The sequence below is a fragment of the Streptomyces sp. NPDC020958 genome, from assembly GCF_055562175.1.
Genome location: NZ_JBVHFU010000001.1, coordinates 1,234,403 through 1,248,958 on the forward strand (window position 1 = coordinate 1,234,403; position 14,556 = coordinate 1,248,958).

Annotated in this window: 14 protein-coding genes; 11 read left to right on the plus strand and 3 right to left on the minus strand. The window is 72.0% G+C overall.

The genetic code is table 11. From position 1 onward, the window contains the following. Nucleotides 1-5 precede the first annotated feature (5 nt). Genes ACZ3KP_RS05575 through ACZ3KP_RS05585 form a run of 3 tightly spaced genes read left to right on the plus strand, consistent with a single transcriptional unit; the run spans nt 6 to nt 3,214 of the window. Complete coding sequence (locus ACZ3KP_RS05575) at nt 6-836, plus strand: aminotransferase class IV (protein ID WP_467496609.1); 831 nt, start codon at nt 6-8, stop codon at nt 834-836. Nucleotides 837-849: 13 nt separating this feature from the next. Next, on the plus strand, nt 850-1,779 hold the full coding sequence (locus ACZ3KP_RS05580) for an AurF N-oxygenase family protein (RefSeq protein WP_467496611.1): 930 nt from the start codon (nt 850-852) through the stop codon (nt 1,777-1,779). A gap of 40 nt (nt 1,780-1,819) precedes the next feature. Continuing rightward, complete coding sequence (locus tag ACZ3KP_RS05585; RefSeq protein WP_467496613.1) at nt 1,820-3,214, plus strand: 3-deoxy-7-phosphoheptulonate synthase class II; 1,395 nt, start codon at nt 1,820-1,822, stop codon at nt 3,212-3,214. 313 nt (nt 3,215-3,527) lie between these two features. Here ACZ3KP_RS05585 and ACZ3KP_RS05590 read toward each other — a convergent pair whose 3' ends face one another. After that, nucleotides 3,528-4,454 (minus strand): AraC-like ligand-binding domain-containing protein, encoded by a 927-nt coding sequence (locus tag ACZ3KP_RS05590; RefSeq protein WP_467496614.1) that lies wholly within the window; start codon nt 4,452-4,454, stop codon nt 3,528-3,530. A 262-nt stretch (nt 4,455-4,716) separates the two neighbouring features. Between ACZ3KP_RS05590 and ACZ3KP_RS05595 the strand changes: the two genes are divergently transcribed. Both ACZ3KP_RS05595 and ACZ3KP_RS05600 read left to right on the plus strand, forming a co-directional pair. Continuing rightward, entirely contained in the window at nt 4,717-5,136 is a 420-nt protein-coding gene (locus ACZ3KP_RS05595; protein WP_467496615.1) for an SH3 domain-containing protein, read from the plus strand. Nucleotides 5,137-5,186: 50 nt separating this feature from the next. Beyond that, a complete protein-coding gene (locus tag ACZ3KP_RS05600; RefSeq protein ID WP_467496617.1) occupies nt 5,187-5,570 on the plus strand; it encodes a hypothetical protein in 384 nt (127 codons plus the stop codon). Nucleotides 5,571-5,726: 156 nt separating this feature from the next. Here the strand turns inward: ACZ3KP_RS05600 and ACZ3KP_RS05605 are convergent, their stop codons facing one another. After that, entirely contained in the window at nt 5,727-6,053 is a 327-nt protein-coding gene (locus tag ACZ3KP_RS05605) for a hypothetical protein (RefSeq protein WP_467496619.1), read from the minus strand. A 397-nt stretch (nt 6,054-6,450) separates the two neighbouring features. Here ACZ3KP_RS05605 and ACZ3KP_RS05610 point away from each other — a divergent pair, with 397 nt between their 5' ends. From ACZ3KP_RS05610 to ACZ3KP_RS05635, 6 genes are all read left to right on the plus strand, one after another. Then, nucleotides 6,451-7,389: a pseudouridine-5'-phosphate glycosidase gene (locus ACZ3KP_RS05610; protein ID WP_467496620.1), complete on the plus strand. Its 939-nt coding sequence runs from the start codon at nt 6,451-6,453 to the stop codon at nt 7,387-7,389. Continuing rightward, the gene (locus tag ACZ3KP_RS05615) at nt 7,386-8,099 is read left to right on the plus strand and encodes an HAD family hydrolase (protein ID WP_467496622.1); all 714 of its coding nucleotides are present in this window, start codon (nt 7,386-7,388) and stop codon (nt 8,097-8,099) included. The genes ACZ3KP_RS05610 and ACZ3KP_RS05615 overlap by 4 nt, the downstream gene beginning before the upstream one ends. Then, on the plus strand, nt 8,096-9,568 hold the full coding sequence (locus ACZ3KP_RS05620) for an MFS transporter (RefSeq protein ID WP_467496624.1): 1,473 nt from the start codon (nt 8,096-8,098) through the stop codon (nt 9,566-9,568). The genes ACZ3KP_RS05615 and ACZ3KP_RS05620 overlap by 4 nt, the downstream gene beginning before the upstream one ends. Beyond that, nucleotides 9,565-10,014 carry a cupin domain-containing protein gene (locus ACZ3KP_RS05625; protein WP_467496626.1) on the plus strand — a complete coding sequence of 150 codons (450 nt, stop codon included), beginning with the start codon at nt 9,565-9,567 and terminating at the stop codon, nt 10,012-10,014. Before ACZ3KP_RS05620 ends, ACZ3KP_RS05625 begins: the two co-directional genes overlap by 4 nt. 35 nt (nt 10,015-10,049) lie before the next feature. Continuing rightward, entirely contained in the window at nt 10,050-10,301 is a 252-nt protein-coding gene (locus ACZ3KP_RS05630; protein WP_467496628.1) for a tautomerase family protein, read from the plus strand. A 637-nt stretch (nt 10,302-10,938) separates the two neighbouring features. After that, complete coding sequence (locus ACZ3KP_RS05635) at nt 10,939-13,968, plus strand: AfsR/SARP family transcriptional regulator (RefSeq protein ID WP_467496630.1); 3,030 nt, start codon at nt 10,939-10,941, stop codon at nt 13,966-13,968. A gap of 75 nt (nt 13,969-14,043) precedes the next feature. Here ACZ3KP_RS05635 and ACZ3KP_RS05640 read toward each other — a convergent pair whose 3' ends face one another. Continuing rightward, nucleotides 14,044-14,406, minus strand: a complete 363-nt coding sequence (locus ACZ3KP_RS05640) for a hypothetical protein (protein WP_467496632.1) — start codon at nt 14,404-14,406, stop codon at nt 14,044-14,046. Between the last annotated feature and the right edge of the window lie 150 nt (nt 14,407-14,556).

Below are 14,556 nucleotides of genomic sequence, written 5' to 3' on the forward strand. Positions count from 1 at the left end.
ACACCATGGCGGGCACAGCGACGGGGACGGCGCCGGGCCAGGGCGTCCGCCGGTGGTGGGACGCCGACGGCGGATGGGCGCCGGCCGACGCCGCCGGGACGGTCCTGGTCGCCGACTCCTGGCTCGTGGACGAGGGACGGGTACGGGGACTCGACCGACACGCCGGACGCTTCGGTTCGGCCTGCCTCCGGTTCCCCGGACCGGCAGCGGACACCACGGACCGGTTCCTGCGCGCGGTCGCCGCGGCACTGCCCGCCCGAGGCCGATGGTTTCCGCGCGTCGAACTCGTGGGGACCGGACCGGGAACACGGCTGCGGATGTGGCTGCGTCCGGCGCCACCGCGCACCGCGACCGTCCGGCTGTGGACCGCGCCGGGACCCGACCGACGACGGCTGCCGGCCGTCAAGGGCGCCGACCTCGACCACCTGGCCGCCCTGCGCGCCGCCGCGGTCGCGGCGGGAGCCGACGAGGCACTGCTGGTCTCGCCCGAAGGCCACGTGCTCGAAGGGGCGACCACGAGCGTCGTCTGGTGGCGGGACGACACGCTGTGCGGGCCACCACCCGGTCCCGGCCTGCTTCCCGGGATCACCCGCGCCCTGCTCGGTGAACTCGCCGGCACGGCAGGCCACCCGGTCGTCACCGAGCAGGCCACTGCCGCGGATCTCGCCGGCGTACCCGTCTGGACGCTGAACGCCCTGCACGGCATCAGGCCCGTCACCGAGGGCCTGGGCCGGTTCCAGGACACGGACGTCGCGACGGCCGAACACTGGCAGTCGCGCCTGGCTGCGCTCGCCGTCCCGGCGGACGCCGCCCTGATTCCCGTGGTGAACCCATGAGGGAGGTTTCCCGATGACCGCGGCACGTGAAGAGCCCGCCTACGAGCGCGACCTGCTGGTGCAGCTGACGCGCCGCTGGGGGAAGCGGGTGGCCGTCAAGAAGGACGAGCTCGACCTCGACGGCCACTTCGACACGACGCTGCCGGACTTCCCCGAACACCTCGTCCCGGTGCTGTTCCTGCCGGGTGCCGACCGGCTCGACCGGGAGGCCCGCGAACGCATCCTGTCCGCGGCGTGGATCTCCTACAACGCCAAGACCGCGGCCATCGAGGACGAGATCATCCTGCCGGCCTGTCGGCTCATGCTCCAGGAACGGATCCCCGTCCGCCGTGACGACGTCGCCGTCGACGCCCTGCACCAGACGATCATCGACGAGCATTACCACATCCTGATGTGCCACAACGCCGTCGGCGTCACCCGCAGGCGGCGCGACCTGGCGGACCTGAGGTTCGCGCCGGACGTCTGGTCGGTCGTCCAGGGGCGGGACGCGGTCCGCGCCGGGCTGTCCGGGTTCGACCGCGACATCGTCGACATCGCGTTCTCCCTGGCCGCGGAGACCACCATCAGCGGGTTCCTCTCCGCGCTCGCCACCGCCCAGGAGATCCAGCCGATGAACCGGATCACTACCGATCTGCACCGCCGGGACGAGGGCGGACACGCCGTCGTGTTCCGCGAGTTGTGCGGCTCGCTCTACCGGAACCTGGACGGCGCACAGCAGCGGATGTTCCGCGAAGCACTCGTCGACGGACTGACCGCGTTCCGCTCCGCGGACCTGGAACCCTGGGTGACCGTGGCGGCCCAGGGCGGCCTGGAGATCGACACCGGTCAGCTGCGCGAGTGGGCCGCGTCCCGTCCCGTACCCGCGCGGGACACCGGCCCCTTGCAGCTGCTGCTCGACGACCTGGGCATCAGCCACGACCTCGTCGAGACGGTCCGGCGCTGACCGCCCCGCACCGCCCAGCCATGAGAAGCGGACGGAGACCATGGTGACCCGCACCGGCGAAGCCGCCGCGCACTGGCGGACACTCGTCGCCCACCAGCGGCCGGAGTGGCCCAGCCCGGCCGAACTCGGTGACGTGGTGGACCACCTGGCCGCCCAGGCCCCCTTGGTCACGCCGGAGGAATGCGACGTGCTCACCGCACGACTCGCCCAGGCGGCGCAGGGCAGAGCGTTCCTGTTCCAGGGGGGCGACTGCGCCGAACGCTTCGACCGCCTCTCGACGCAGGCGATCCACGGCAAACTGCGCCTCCTCCAGCAGGTGGCGGTGATCCTGTCGCACGCGTCGGCGGGGCCGGTGGTCACGGTGGGCCGGATCGCCGGACAGTACGCGAAGCCCCGGTCCCGTCCCACCGAGACAGTCGACGGCCGCACGCTCCCCGTCTACCGCGGCGACGCGGTGAACGGCACCGGCTTCAGCCAGGCCGAACGGCGGCCGGACCCGGGCCGGCTCCTGCGGATGTACGACGCCTCACGCCACACCCTGGACGTCCTGCGCGACCTCACCCGCGACGGCCCCGACCTGCACCGGCTCCACCAGGAGAACCAGGACTTCGTCTCCCGCTCGCCCGCCGGTGAACGCCACGGAGCGCTGGCCGGCCGCATCGGCCAGGCACTGTCCCGCAAGGACGCGCAGGCCGGCGAACCACCGGGCGGCACGGAGGTGTTCGCCAGCCACGAAGGACTGCTGCTCGACTACGAGGCGGCGCTGACCCGCCGTCACCCGCGAACCGGCCGACGGTACGCGGGGAGCGGCCACATGCTGTGGATCGGCGAACGCACCAGACAGCTCGACGGCGCCCATGTCGCCTACTTCGCGACCATCGACAACCCGATCGCGGTGAAGCTGGGCCCTGCGGGCACGCCCGCGCAGGCACTGGCCCTGATCGACCGCCTCGACCCCGATCGGCGGCCGGGCCGGCTGACGTTCATCGTGCGCATGGGAGCGCACCGGGTGCGGGACCTGCTGCCGGAGCTCGTGGAGAAGGTCACCGCTTCCGGTGCGCCGGTGGTGTGGGTGTGCGATCCGATGCACGGCAACACCTTCGAGGCGCCCAGCGGACACAAGACCAGACGGTTCGACGACATCCTCGCCGAGGTGGCCGGCTTCTTCGAGGTGCACCGGGCACTGGGCACCCACCCGGGCGGACTGCACGTGGAGCTGACCGGCGAGGACGTCACCGAGTGCGTCGGCGGTGGCGCCAAACTGGGTTTCGAGGATCTGCACCGCAGGTACGAGTCGGCGTGCGACCCGCGCCTCAACGGCGACCAGGCGCTCGAACTGGCCTTCCAGGTAGCTGAGTTGTTCACCACCGGAGCGTCCGGCGCCGTGGCGTCGGACGCAGCGGTGAGTGCCGCGGCCTGGAGCGGACGTCAGTGATCGCCGCCTTCCTGCGACTGCGTCCCTCGCCCGGCTGCCGTGGCCTGCCCCGTGAGTTCCCGCCTGGCGGCACGTGCCCTCGCCAGCACCTTGTCCCGGTAGGGATGCGCTGCGCTCGCCCGTACGACCATGTCCTGATCCATCGATCCCCCTCCGTCCCTCACCCCACCTGCACCCGTCCCACGACGAGACAGCACGACGAACGCGTCGGCACCCGAACGGGATGCCGACACGAGGCGTAACCGGTTTCCGGCCAGGTCACAGCAGTGAACCGAACTGCCCCCTGCTTACCCCGAAGCGCGTGCCCGGCGCGTCAACTGTTGTGCCGACGGCGTAAGTCGCTCACGGTCGCGCCGAATTCGCGTTTCAGGGCTCTGCCCAGGTGTTTCACGTCGTGCACTCCCCACTTGGCCGCGATCGCGGCCGTGGAGATGCCGGAGGAGGCCGGGGCCACGAGGTCGAGGCGGATCCGCTGGAGGCGTTCGTGCCGGACCCAGGCGGCGAACGTCAGGTCGCTGCCTTTGAAGAGGGAGTGGAGGTGACGGACCGAGATGCGGTGCAGGCGTGCGACGCGCTCCGCGCTGAGATGGGGATCGCTCAGGTGGGCCAGCACGTAGGCCCGGATGCGGTCGACGAGACAACTGGTGACAGAGGTCCGCTCGGGACTCGTGTCGGTGAACGCCGCGAGCAGGAGCGCGACGAGAGCGTCGGCGAGATGCGCACGAGCCGCACCGCCCTGGACGCCGCCGCCGTCGACCGTGGACAGTGCGTGACCGAGGAGCCCACCGATCCCGTCCTGCACCCAGACGGGGTGTGCGGTGCGTCTGCTGACGGAGTCCGCGTGCCTGCCGAGACGTGCACGCGGTACGCACAACACGGTCATGTCAATCGGGCCCGCACCGACGAGCCGGTAGGGCCTGGTGTTGTCGCAGGCGAACAGCTGGCCCGGCTTGACGGTCGCGCTCCGGTCGTCCTGGACCGCGGTGAGCGGACCGCGGTGCTGGAGGTTGAAGTGCATCCACTCCACGTCGCTCGAGGTGATGCTCCGATCGTCCCGGGTCACCGTGGCGGCAGTGGCGTTGATGTGAGCAACGGTCACGGGCCCCATGACCACGTGGTTGACCACCGCTTCGAAACCCGGAGGGCCCGCGTCGCCGACGCGCAGGGGTGCGAACAAGGCTGAGGCGACCGTCTCGAACGCCTCCGTCCCTCGTAACCGGAATCCTGCGCAGTCTGTCATGACGATCTGCCTCCTTGGCTGTCCAGCTTGAACGGGCACCGGCTCGCGTGGTGCGCTGTGCACGAACTGGGGTGGCTCGGTGCACGTATTGGTGCCTGCGAGCTGCGGCTTGCTCCTACGGTCGTCAACAGCGGTGCACATGGCCGACTGTGCCGCGAACTCACCATGTCGACAACTCAGTTCGTCGGAAGCCGGCCCCCTCCGGCCGGTTCGGTCACGGTCATGCGCCCCGACGCGCCGGTCTCCGCTGGAAAGGTGAAGGATGATCAAACGTGCTGTGGGCAGAGGCCTCGCCGGACTTGTTGCCGCCGTCGGTCTGCTCCAGGGCACCTCGGGTGTCGGCCACGCCGAGCAGGCGGACGTCGTCGGACCGGGCGGTGTCGCCGTGTCGACAGGCGCCGGGCCATCGGCCGCGGTGCTGTCGGCGGCCGTCGCGCCCCGTTATGACGTCGTTCCGTACAAGGACGCCGACGTCCTCAGCCTCCCGGGCACACGCGGGGTCCACGTCGCCACACTGTCTGCGGGCAGGCCCTATCCGGCCTGGTGCTGGGTCGTCGGCGAGACCGTGGTCGACCACGGGGTCAGCAGCAACATCTGGATCGTCTTCGCCGAGGGCTACGTCAGCGCCCTCTACTTCGACGGGGGCGAGTACGGGGGTCTGCCGCCCGAAGCCCGTTGCTGACGCCGCCGACGCGCCTTGCGTTGCGTCACACATCATGAAGGAGAAGCAACATGCGTCCTCGTTTCCTCACATCGGCCATGCTCGCCGCCCTGGCGACGGCGGGGCTCATGGTCACCGCCCCGCAGGCTCTGGCCGCCCCGCAGGTGCCCCATGCGCCGGCCTCGGCGGCCACGTACAACCTCACGACCGTCATCGACCAGTGGACCCACTGGAGCCCGGACGCGAACACCTCGTCCCATGCGGGCACCCTCTACCGCGGCACCAGCTACTTCTACTGCTGGACGTACGGCGCCACCTACTCCAACAACGGCCACACGGACAACGTGTGGCTCAGGACCGACGACGACACCGGGAACCGGGGGGTCTACGTGAGCGACGTCAACCTCGACCTTTGGGGTTGGCAGCACGACCAGCAGGTTCTGCCGCAGTGCTGAGACCGCCGGTGCAGTAGTTCCGAGGCCACGGCACGCAGCCTGACATGACCGGCCCGTCCGGACTCGATCCGTCCCTCGCCGCCCCTTTCCCGGGCGGCGAGGGACGTTGACGTGGAAGGCCTCGGCCGGAGTTGTCAGGTGCACGTCCATTGCGGCTCATCGGCCGGACTGTGACATGGCCGGCTGGTCCTTGACCCACGGATCGAACACCGCCAGTCGATGGGCCGCCGAAGGGTAGAACATCGCCAGCTGATCGGCGATCCACGGATCCGTGGGCTGTCGTGCGGAGCCATGGCCCCTGACGCCCGCCGTGGCGCCGGTGACCGGATGATGCGCGCAGGCCTGGGAAGTGGCCGCCACGGCCGAGCCGCCACCGGCCAGTACAGCGCCTCCGGCGAGCGCAGCACAGACGGCTGCGCCGGTGATCCGTCGCGTCAACTTCATGCTCTTCTCCTCCTGGCTCCGTCCGGCCTGCGCGATCACCCTCGCGAGGTGAGCCGCGCCGCGATCCGGAAGCATTTGTTCCGGTTGGTGTGTCTACCCGCGCGTGCTCCGCGCACACCTGTGCCCGCGACGGCGCATCCACTTCCGGGGTGGTTCGGGAAGGAAAGGCGAGGGTTCGGGCCGATGTGCCCGTTCGAGCGCCCGCCGACGCGAGGGATACGGGAGGCGGCGCGCTCCCGGGCCCCTGCGCGGCGGTGCACGGGGCCCGGTCCGAAAGCCCTGGGAGCCGGGCCTGGCTCCGGACCGGGAACCAAACGGGAACGGAGACGGAGAAGGTGGCGGCTGACGGACAGCGGCGGGGTCCGATGCCGCCGCTTCGCCGTTCCTGGACTCGTTCCAGCGACCCAGCGACCCAGCAACCGTTCGGGAGACTCGTATGCACCCCCTGTTGCGTATCAGTGAGGAAGTCGGTGACGCGCTGGCCGAGAACCGGCCCGTCGTCGCCCTGGAATCGACGGTGATCGCGCACGGCCTGCCCTATCCGCAGAACGTGGAGACGGCGCTCGCCATCGAGAAGGCGGTGCGGGACTCGGGCGCCGTGCCGGCGACCGTGGGGCTGGACGGCGGCCGCTTCACCGTGGGCATGTCGCCCGACGACATGGAGCGCTTCGCCGCCGGTACCGGTGTGCCGAAGGTGTCCAGCCGGGACGTCGGTGTGGTGCTGGCGGCCGGCGGGCTCGGAGCCACCACGGTGGCGTCGTCCCTCGTGGCCGCCGATCTCGCCGGCATTCCGTTCTTCTCCACGGCAGGGATCGGCGGCGTCCACCGGGGCGCGGGCGAGAGCTTCGACGTCTCCGCCGACCTGGTGCAGTTCACCCGGAGCAAGGTGGCCGTGGTGTGTGCCGGTGCCAAGAGCATCCTCGACCTGGGACTCACCCTGGAGTACCTGGAGACGCTCGGCGTACCGGTGATCGGCTACCGCTTCGACGACTTCCCCGCCTTCTACTGCCGCTCCAGCGGCCTGCGCGTGCCGCAGCGGCTCGACGACCCCGGTGACGTCGCGCGGGCGCTGCGGATGCACTGGGCGGCCGGTCTGCCGGGAGGCGCGCTGGTCACCGCACCCATCAGCGAGGAGCACGCGCTGGACGGGGACCTGATGGAGGGGGTGATCCAGGAGGCGCTGCGTGCCGCAGAGCGGGACGGGGTACGCGGTCCCGCCGCCACCCCCTACCTGATGAAGGCCGTCTCGCGCGCCACGGAGGGGCGCTCCGCCGCCGCCAACCGCGAGGTCCTCATCAGCACCGCCCGGCTCGCCGGACACCTGGCCTTCGCCTACGCGGCCACCGCCGTGCCCGCGGAAGGAGTCGCGGCATGACCTCCGTGTTCGTCTTCGACATCGACGGCACCCTGGCCGACACGCCCGCCGCCATCGCGGAACTGATCGGTGACGTGGTCCGCGACTTCGGCGCGCGTCCCGGCCGCCGGGAGGTGCTGGCGACCGTGGGCAAACCTCTGGAGGCCTCCCTCGCGAGGCTGCTGGGCACCGGTGTGCACGACGCCGTGACCGCCGAGGCCGCGGCGCGCTACCGCAGCCGCTTCGCCGTGGACGTGCTCAGCCGGGGGCCGGAACTCCTGCTGCCCGGCGTGGCCGAGGGGCTGGCGCGGATGCGGGCGGCGGGGCACCCGCTCGGTGTCGCCACCTCCAAGGTCCACGCCAGCGCGCACGCGCTGCTGGACGCCACCGGAATCCTCGACAGGTTCGACACCGTCGTCTGCCACGACATGGTCGAACGCGGCAAGCCGCACCCCGACATGGCGCTGCGGGTCGTGTCCGAACTGGGCGGCCGGCCCTCGCGCTCCTGGTACGTGGGCGACACCGTCACCGACGTGGAGATGGCGCGGGCCGCCGGTCTGCGGACGGTGGCGGTCTCCTGCGGCGTCGACACCGCCGACGCGCTCACGTCCGCCGGTGCCGACCACGTGGTGGCCGACTTCGCGACGGTCACCGACCTGCTGCTGCAGAAGGCGGCACCCGCCGGGACCCGCACCGCGACCGGCACCGGGCTGACCGGAGTCCGCTCATGACCGTCCGGAGCGAAGAGACCACCGTCCCCGCCACCCCTGCGGCCCCCACCCGGTTCACCGGCCGCATGGCGGCCGCGCTGCTGGCCCTGTCCATCGCCCAGTTCCTGGTGGCGCTCGACTACTCGATCATCTACGTGGCACTGCCCAGCATCGGAACGGGACTGGACCTGGCCCCGGAGCGGCTGCAGTGGGTCGTGTCGGCGTATGCCGTCTTCTTCGCCAGTTTCCTCGTCGTCGGCGGCCGAGCCGCGGACCTGACCGGCCCGCGCAGGCTCTTCCTCGGTGCGCTGGCGCTGTTCGGCCTGGGCTCCCTCGCGGCCGGTCTGGCCGGGGACCAGTGGCTGCTGATCGGCTCGCGTGCCGCCCAGGGCATCGGCGCGGCCGCCCTGACCCCGTCCATGCTGGCTCTGATCGGGGCCGCGTTCCCGGCCGGGAACGTGCGCTCCCGGGCGCTGGCGATCTGGGGGGCGATCGGCGCGGTGGGGCTCGCGGCGGGTGTGCTGATCGGCGGAGTGCTCACCTCGGCGCTGTCCTGGCGGTGGGTGTTCTTCGTGAACGTGCCGCTCATCCTGGTCACCGTCGCCCTGGCCCTGCGGGTGCTGCCGGCCGGCGCCCGCACCAGGGCTTCGGTCCGGGATCTCAACGTCCCCGGCGCGGCCCTGTTCACCGGATCCGTCCTGTGCCTCGTGGCGGCGCTGACCCAGGCCGCGGTGGACGGCTGGACCTCCGGGTCCTGCCTCGGGTGTCTGGCGGCGGCCGTCGCGCTGGCCGCGGCCTGGACGGCGTACGACCGGCGCCCGGCCGCCACCCCCCTCATCCCGCGGCCGCTGCTGCGGGTGCGCTCACTGGCGGGCGCGAGCGCGATGTCGGCGCTCTACATGGCGAGCGTGGGCGCCGAGTTCTTCCTGATCACCCTCTTCCTCCAGGACGTGTGGGGCTACGGTGCCCTCGAGGCGGGCATCGCCTTCCTGCCGCTGACGCTGAGCGTGGTGGCGGGCAACCTCGTCACCGGGAGGCTGGCGCAGCCCTGGGGCATCCGGCGTACCCTCGCCACCGGCTTCGCGGTCGGCGCGGCGGGGCTGGCCCTGCTCGGCATCGGCACGAACGGCTCGGGCTACTGGACCGCCGTACTGCCCGGCCTGCTGGTCAGCGGCCTCGGTCAGGGCATGGCCTTCGCGGGCATGTACATCGGGGGCACGAAGGACGTGCCGGACAGCGAGCAGGGCACCGCGTCCGCGGTGCTGACGACGACGCAGTACACGGGCGGGGCCATGGGCCTGGCGGTGCTGGTCCTCATGCTCGGTGACGCACCGGGCGACGCGGCGTTCGGCCGGGCCTACGCGCTCACCGCCGTGCTCGCCCTGGTCGCCGCCGCCACCGCGCTGACGACGCTGACCACCCGCGCCGAGGACGGCGGGCCGAACGCCCGGGCCGAGGACGGCGGGCCGGCTACCGGGGGCGAGCGATGACGCTGCCCCGGGTGATCGGTCCCGGCGACGGCCCCCGCGCCGTCGTGGGCGGCACCGCCGTCTCGTTCCTGGTCACCGGGGACGACACGGCCGGCCGCTTCGGCCTCACCGAGCACCGGATCCCGCCCCGGGCCCCGGGGGCACCGCTGCACTTCCACAGCGAACTGACGGAGATGTTCTACGTGGCCGAGGGTGACGTACTGCTCACGCTCGGCACGGAGCGGCGGGTGGCCACTCCCGGCACGTTCATGCTGGTGCCACCCGGAACCACCCACGCCTTCGGCAACCCCGGCAGCGACCCGGCCACCCTGCTGGTCATGTTCACCCCCGACGGGGGCCGGGAGAAGTACTTCCGCGAGCTGGGCGAGCTGCTCGACTCCTCGCCCGAGCCGACCCCGCAGATGCTGGAGGAACTGGCCCGCAGATTCGACCAGTTCCCGGCCTGAGGGCCACAACCGACCCACGAAGTGAGGAGAAGACCATGCCTGTCGTGACCGTGGACTGGTGGAAGGGCAACGACCGACAGAAACGAGCCGATCTCGTGCACGAGGTGACGGCCGCCGTGGCCCGGATCGCTGGATGCCCGGCAGCCGCCGTGACCGTCCTGGTGAGGGACGTCGATCAAGATCACTGGGGGAGCGGGGGCGTACTCGCCGACACACCGGCCGGGGCGCCCGCGGACCGGTCACCGGCGCTCGTGGACCTCCCGCACCAGGAGGCCGGTGTGCACTGAAATGACCATGCGCATACGGTGGGTGGCCGACAGCAGCACGCTGTCGGCCACCCACCGTATGCGCCCAGGACGCCGCGGGCGGTTCTGATCGGCCCCGCGGAGGACATTCCCCTCGAACGCGCCGCCTGGGACACGGCCGTCGCGCGCCTGTGTCCCGCAGGAGAGAGGTGTCCCGCGACCGGCGATCGGCCGGCGCACCCGGCCAAGGCCGAGGAGGCTCCGGGAGAGAGCGACGGCTACACACCGTAACGTCCTTGCGGAAGTGCGGGGCGCGGCACACCCACCCTGTCCGCACCCCCGTGCGCCCCCTTCATCGGCCGTGGCGCCCGCCGTTACCCCCGGCCGCCGCCGCCGTTCGCCTCCCGCGGCCCGCCGTACCCCCCGGGCCTGCGCAGGGGGCGCCTGGCACCCGCGAAAACCTGTCCGATATTTAACAGCGTGCCCCCTGGCGCGCCCGCAACCACCACCCACGCGCGCCACGCGGTCCACCGCATGGGTGAGAATGTCGGCATCTACGTCGGCCGCCCTGTGCCGTTCACTGCAGAACGTGAGGGAACGGGAAGCCGTCTCCGGTCCCTCGGTCCCTGTGGTCGCGGTGTCGTGGCAGCCGTTCAGGACCGAGGAGAGGACACGCGCCATGCGCCAGACAGGGCCCATCCGCTTTCGCATCCTCGGATCCCTGGAATGTTGGGACGGGGACGAACGCGTCCACGTCGGAGGACCCGTCAACGAGCGCGTCCTGGTGACGCTGCTCCTCGAACCGCAACGGGTGCTTCCCGTCCACCGGCTCATCGAGGCCGTCTGGGACCAGGACGCTCCCGCGACCGCCGCGCACCAGGTCCGCAAGGCCGTTGCCGAGCTGCGTCAGCGCATCCCCGACGGACGGACCCTCATCGCGACGGACGGACCTGGCTACCGGGCCTCCGTGACCCTCGAACAGCTCGACCTGCTCCAGTTCACCGACGCGCTGCAGCGGGCCCGCGACCACATCGCCGCCGGCCGGACCACGGAGGCCACCGCACTGCTGAGGAAGGCCCTCGCCCTGTGGCGTGGCCCGGTGCTGTCCGGCAGCGGCGGCGCTGTCGTGGACGCGGCCTCCGCCTCCCTCGAGGAACGGCGGACGACCGCGGTGGAGCAGCTCTTCGAACTGAGACTGGAGGCGGGCGAGAGTGCCGCGCTGATCGCCGAGATCCGCGAGGCGATCCGCGACAACCCACTGCGCGAGCCCCTGCGCGGACATCTGATGCTCGCCCTGTACCGCTCGGGGCGCCAGGCCGAGGCGCTGGAGGAGTACGGCACGATCCGCGCCGTCCTCGACGAGGAACTGGGCATCCAGCCGGGCACCTCGCTGCGCGAACTCCACCAGGCGATCCTGCGCAACGACCCCTCGCTGAACGGCCACGCCCCCAAGGCCCCGGCGGCGCCCGCGGTGAGCGGCGGCCGGTCCACCCTCCCCTACGACCTGCGCGACTTCACCGGCCGCGAGGAGGAACTGCACAAGCTCCTCGGCTTCGTCGAGGACGCCGACGGCTCCGGGCCGCTCATCGTCGCCATCGACGGCATGGGCGGCAGCGGCAAGACCTCACTCGCGGTCCGGGCGGCGCACCGGCTCGCCGAGCGGTACCCCGACGCCCAGCTCCACCTCGACCTGCGTGGCTACACACCCGACGAGGAACCGCTGACTCCGGCGGCCGCGGCCGAGGCCCTGCTGCGCATGCTCGGCGTGCCCGGCGAGCGGATACCGGACGATCCGCACGGCCGCATCGCCCTGTGGCGCGCCACCATGATCAAGCACAGGATGATCCTCCTGCTTGACAACGTAGTCGACGAGTCCCAGGTGCGGCCGCTGCTGGCGTCCCCCACCAGCACGATCGTCCTGGTCACCAGCCGCGCCCTGCTCGTGGACCTGGACGCCGCGCACTCCATCTCGCTCGGCACCATGGCGCCGCCGGACAGCGTGGCGCTGATCGTGAGCATCATCGGCGACCGACGGGCCGAGGCCGAGCCCGAGGCGGTCGCCGAACTGGCGGATCTGAGCGGCCACTTACCCCTGGCGCTGCGCATCGCCGCGGCCCGGCTGCGCAAGCGCCCCCGCTGGAGCGTGCGGTACCTCGTGGACCGGCTCCGCGACGACACCCACCGCCTGGCGGAACTCAGCGCCGGCGAACGCAGCGTGGAGGTCACGCTGCGGCTGTCGTACGAGGGACTGGACGCCGGGTACCGCAAGTCCTTCCGCCTGCTGGGCCAGTACCCGGGCGCCGAGCTCGACGTGTACACGGCTGCGGCACTGCTCGACCTCGGGGTCCGGGACGCCGAGGACGTCCTGGAGTACCTCCTCGACATGCACCTGGTGCAGCAGCACGAGCCCGGCCGCTACGCCTTCCACGACCTGGTGCGCAGTTTCGCCCACATGCTGTCGCGCACCCGGCGTTCGGGAGGCACCGGCGAGTTCAGCGAGGAGGCGGCGGGGGCGGTGCGTCGGCTCATGGAGTACTCGCTGACGGCCTCGGACGTCGCCTGCGACCTGCTCTTTCCCGGCCGGGTGCGGATGGCGCGGCCGGCTCCGTCGTTCCATCCCGAGCTGGCGCCCCTGCGCACGCCGGAAGCCGCTCGCGACTGGTTCGAACGCGAGCAGGACAGCCTCCTCGCGGCGATCGCCCTGGCGTTCCGCAGGGACCTCGACCGTGAGGTGGCGCTGCTCGCGGCCAACGTCGTCTTCCACCTCGATCTGCGCGGCCGGCTCGACGAGTTCCTCGCGCTCTGCCATACGGCGGTCGCCGCGGCCCGTCGCCTCGGCGAAGCCGATCTGCTCCGGCTGAGTCTGTCCAACCTGGCGGTCGCCTGCTGGAAACGCGGCCGGTTCGAGGACGGCATCGCGGCCGCCGTCGAGGCCCACGAGCTGGCGGTCCAACTCGGCGACCGCCGGGGACAGGCCAAGGACACCGGGGTGCTGGGCCTGCTCCTGGCCACCACGGGCCGGTTCGACGAAGCGCTGTCGCGGCTGGAGCAGTCCATCGGCCTCAAGCGCGAACTCGGCGCGGAGCGGGCCGAGGCGGAGTCCCTGTCCAACATCAGCGCCGTCCACATGGAGCGCGGGGACTTCCAGGAGGCGGTGCGTACGGCCACCCGTTCCGTCCAGCTGGCCCGCAAGATCGGGGCGCTCGAGAAGGAACTGGTCGGCCTCGGCGACCTCGCGCAGGCCCAGCTGGCGATGGGGGACGCCGAGGCCGCGGCCCGCACGCTGGCCACGGCCCGCGAGCGTATGCCCGCTGTCGTGGCGCCTGCCGAACGGGCGCTGTTGCTCATCCTCTCCGCGGAGGCGGAGGGCCGGCTCGGGCACCGGCAACAGGTGCTGCACTGGGTGGAGGAGGCTCTGGCCACCAAGGGACTCGAGGACGCGCCGGTGCGGGAGGCCACCGTGTGGAACACCGCGGGGCGCTTCTTCCACCGCTGCGGCGATCATCAGCGGGCGCTGGGACTGCACCGGCAGGCACACGAGTCCGCCGCCCGGCTCGGCCACCGGGTGGAGGAGGCCTACGCCCTGGACGGCCTCGCCCAAGCGCTGGCGGCCCTCGGGCACACGGCGGAGGCAGCCGAGCGGAGGGACGCCGCGCACGCGGCGTTCCGTGCCATGGGAATCCCCGGCCGGATTCACCGGGCGGACTGAACGCCGGGAACACGACACGCCGGTGCCCGCCGTTCGTCACGGCGGGCACCGGCCCAGGACGCTCCGCGCCCTCGCTCAGACGGCGACGACATTCGGCCCTTCGTCGCCGTCGGTGCCCGCCTTGATGACGTTGGGCCCTTCGTCGCCGTCGGTGGCGGCCGTGATGACGTTGGGCCCTTCGTCGCCGTCGGTGCCCGCCTTGATGACGTTGGGCCCTTCGTCGCCGTCCGTGCCGGTCGTCGCCGCGTTCGGGTTCCCGGTGCGGGCGTGCGTCGTGGCGACGGTTCGGACGAGCGAGACGCTCGGGACGAGGTTCGGGCCCTCGTCCGAGGTGGGGTGTGTGACCGGCGAGCCGACGGCGACACCGAAGCCGAGAGCCACGGTGATCGCCGCGGTGGCGAAGAAGCCCGCCGGGTTCGTGAATCCCTTGCTGGTCATGATGCCCGCCTTCTGTCGGTCGCGGTGTGCGGTGCTGACAGAAAGAAAGGTCGCGGCCTCCGCTCCCGGCACATTCCGCATCCGTTACCGCGTTGTCGGCCCCGGAAGGGAAGGACTCAGGAACGGACCGGGCGGGTACCGGCCGCCGCC

Bases quoted from the DNA above. Each gene is read 5' to 3' on its own strand.
- ACZ3KP_RS05620 (WP_467496624.1), top strand. From the start codon at position 8,096: ATGACCGTCCGGAGCGAAGAGACCACCGTCCCCGCCACCCCTGCGGCC.
- ACZ3KP_RS05590 (WP_467496614.1), bottom strand. From the start codon at position 4,454: ATGACAGACTGCGCAGGATTCCGGTTACGAGGGACGGAGGCGTTCGAG.
- ACZ3KP_RS05610 (WP_467496620.1), top strand. From the start codon at position 6,451: ATGCACCCCCTGTTGCGTATCAGTGAGGAAGTCGGTGACGCGCTGGCC.
- ACZ3KP_RS05575 (WP_467496609.1), top strand. From the start codon at position 6: ATGGCGGGCACAGCGACGGGGACGGCGCCGGGCCAGGGCGTCCGCCGG.
- ACZ3KP_RS05625 (WP_467496626.1), top strand. From the start codon at position 9,565: ATGACGCTGCCCCGGGTGATCGGTCCCGGCGACGGCCCCCGCGCCGTC.
- ACZ3KP_RS05630 (WP_467496628.1), top strand. From the start codon at position 10,050: ATGCCTGTCGTGACCGTGGACTGGTGGAAGGGCAACGACCGACAGAAA.
- ACZ3KP_RS05635 (WP_467496630.1), top strand. From the start codon at position 10,939: ATGCGCCAGACAGGGCCCATCCGCTTTCGCATCCTCGGATCCCTGGAA.
- ACZ3KP_RS05585 (WP_467496613.1), top strand. From the start codon at position 1,820: ATGGTGACCCGCACCGGCGAAGCCGCCGCGCACTGGCGGACACTCGTC.
- ACZ3KP_RS05580 (WP_467496611.1), top strand. From the start codon at position 850: ATGACCGCGGCACGTGAAGAGCCCGCCTACGAGCGCGACCTGCTGGTG.
- ACZ3KP_RS05595 (WP_467496615.1), top strand. From the start codon at position 4,717: ATGATCAAACGTGCTGTGGGCAGAGGCCTCGCCGGACTTGTTGCCGCC.
- ACZ3KP_RS05615 (WP_467496622.1), top strand. From the start codon at position 7,386: ATGACCTCCGTGTTCGTCTTCGACATCGACGGCACCCTGGCCGACACG.
- ACZ3KP_RS05600 (WP_467496617.1), top strand. From the start codon at position 5,187: ATGCGTCCTCGTTTCCTCACATCGGCCATGCTCGCCGCCCTGGCGACG.
- ACZ3KP_RS05640 (WP_467496632.1), bottom strand. From the start codon at position 14,406: ATGACCAGCAAGGGATTCACGAACCCGGCGGGCTTCTTCGCCACCGCG.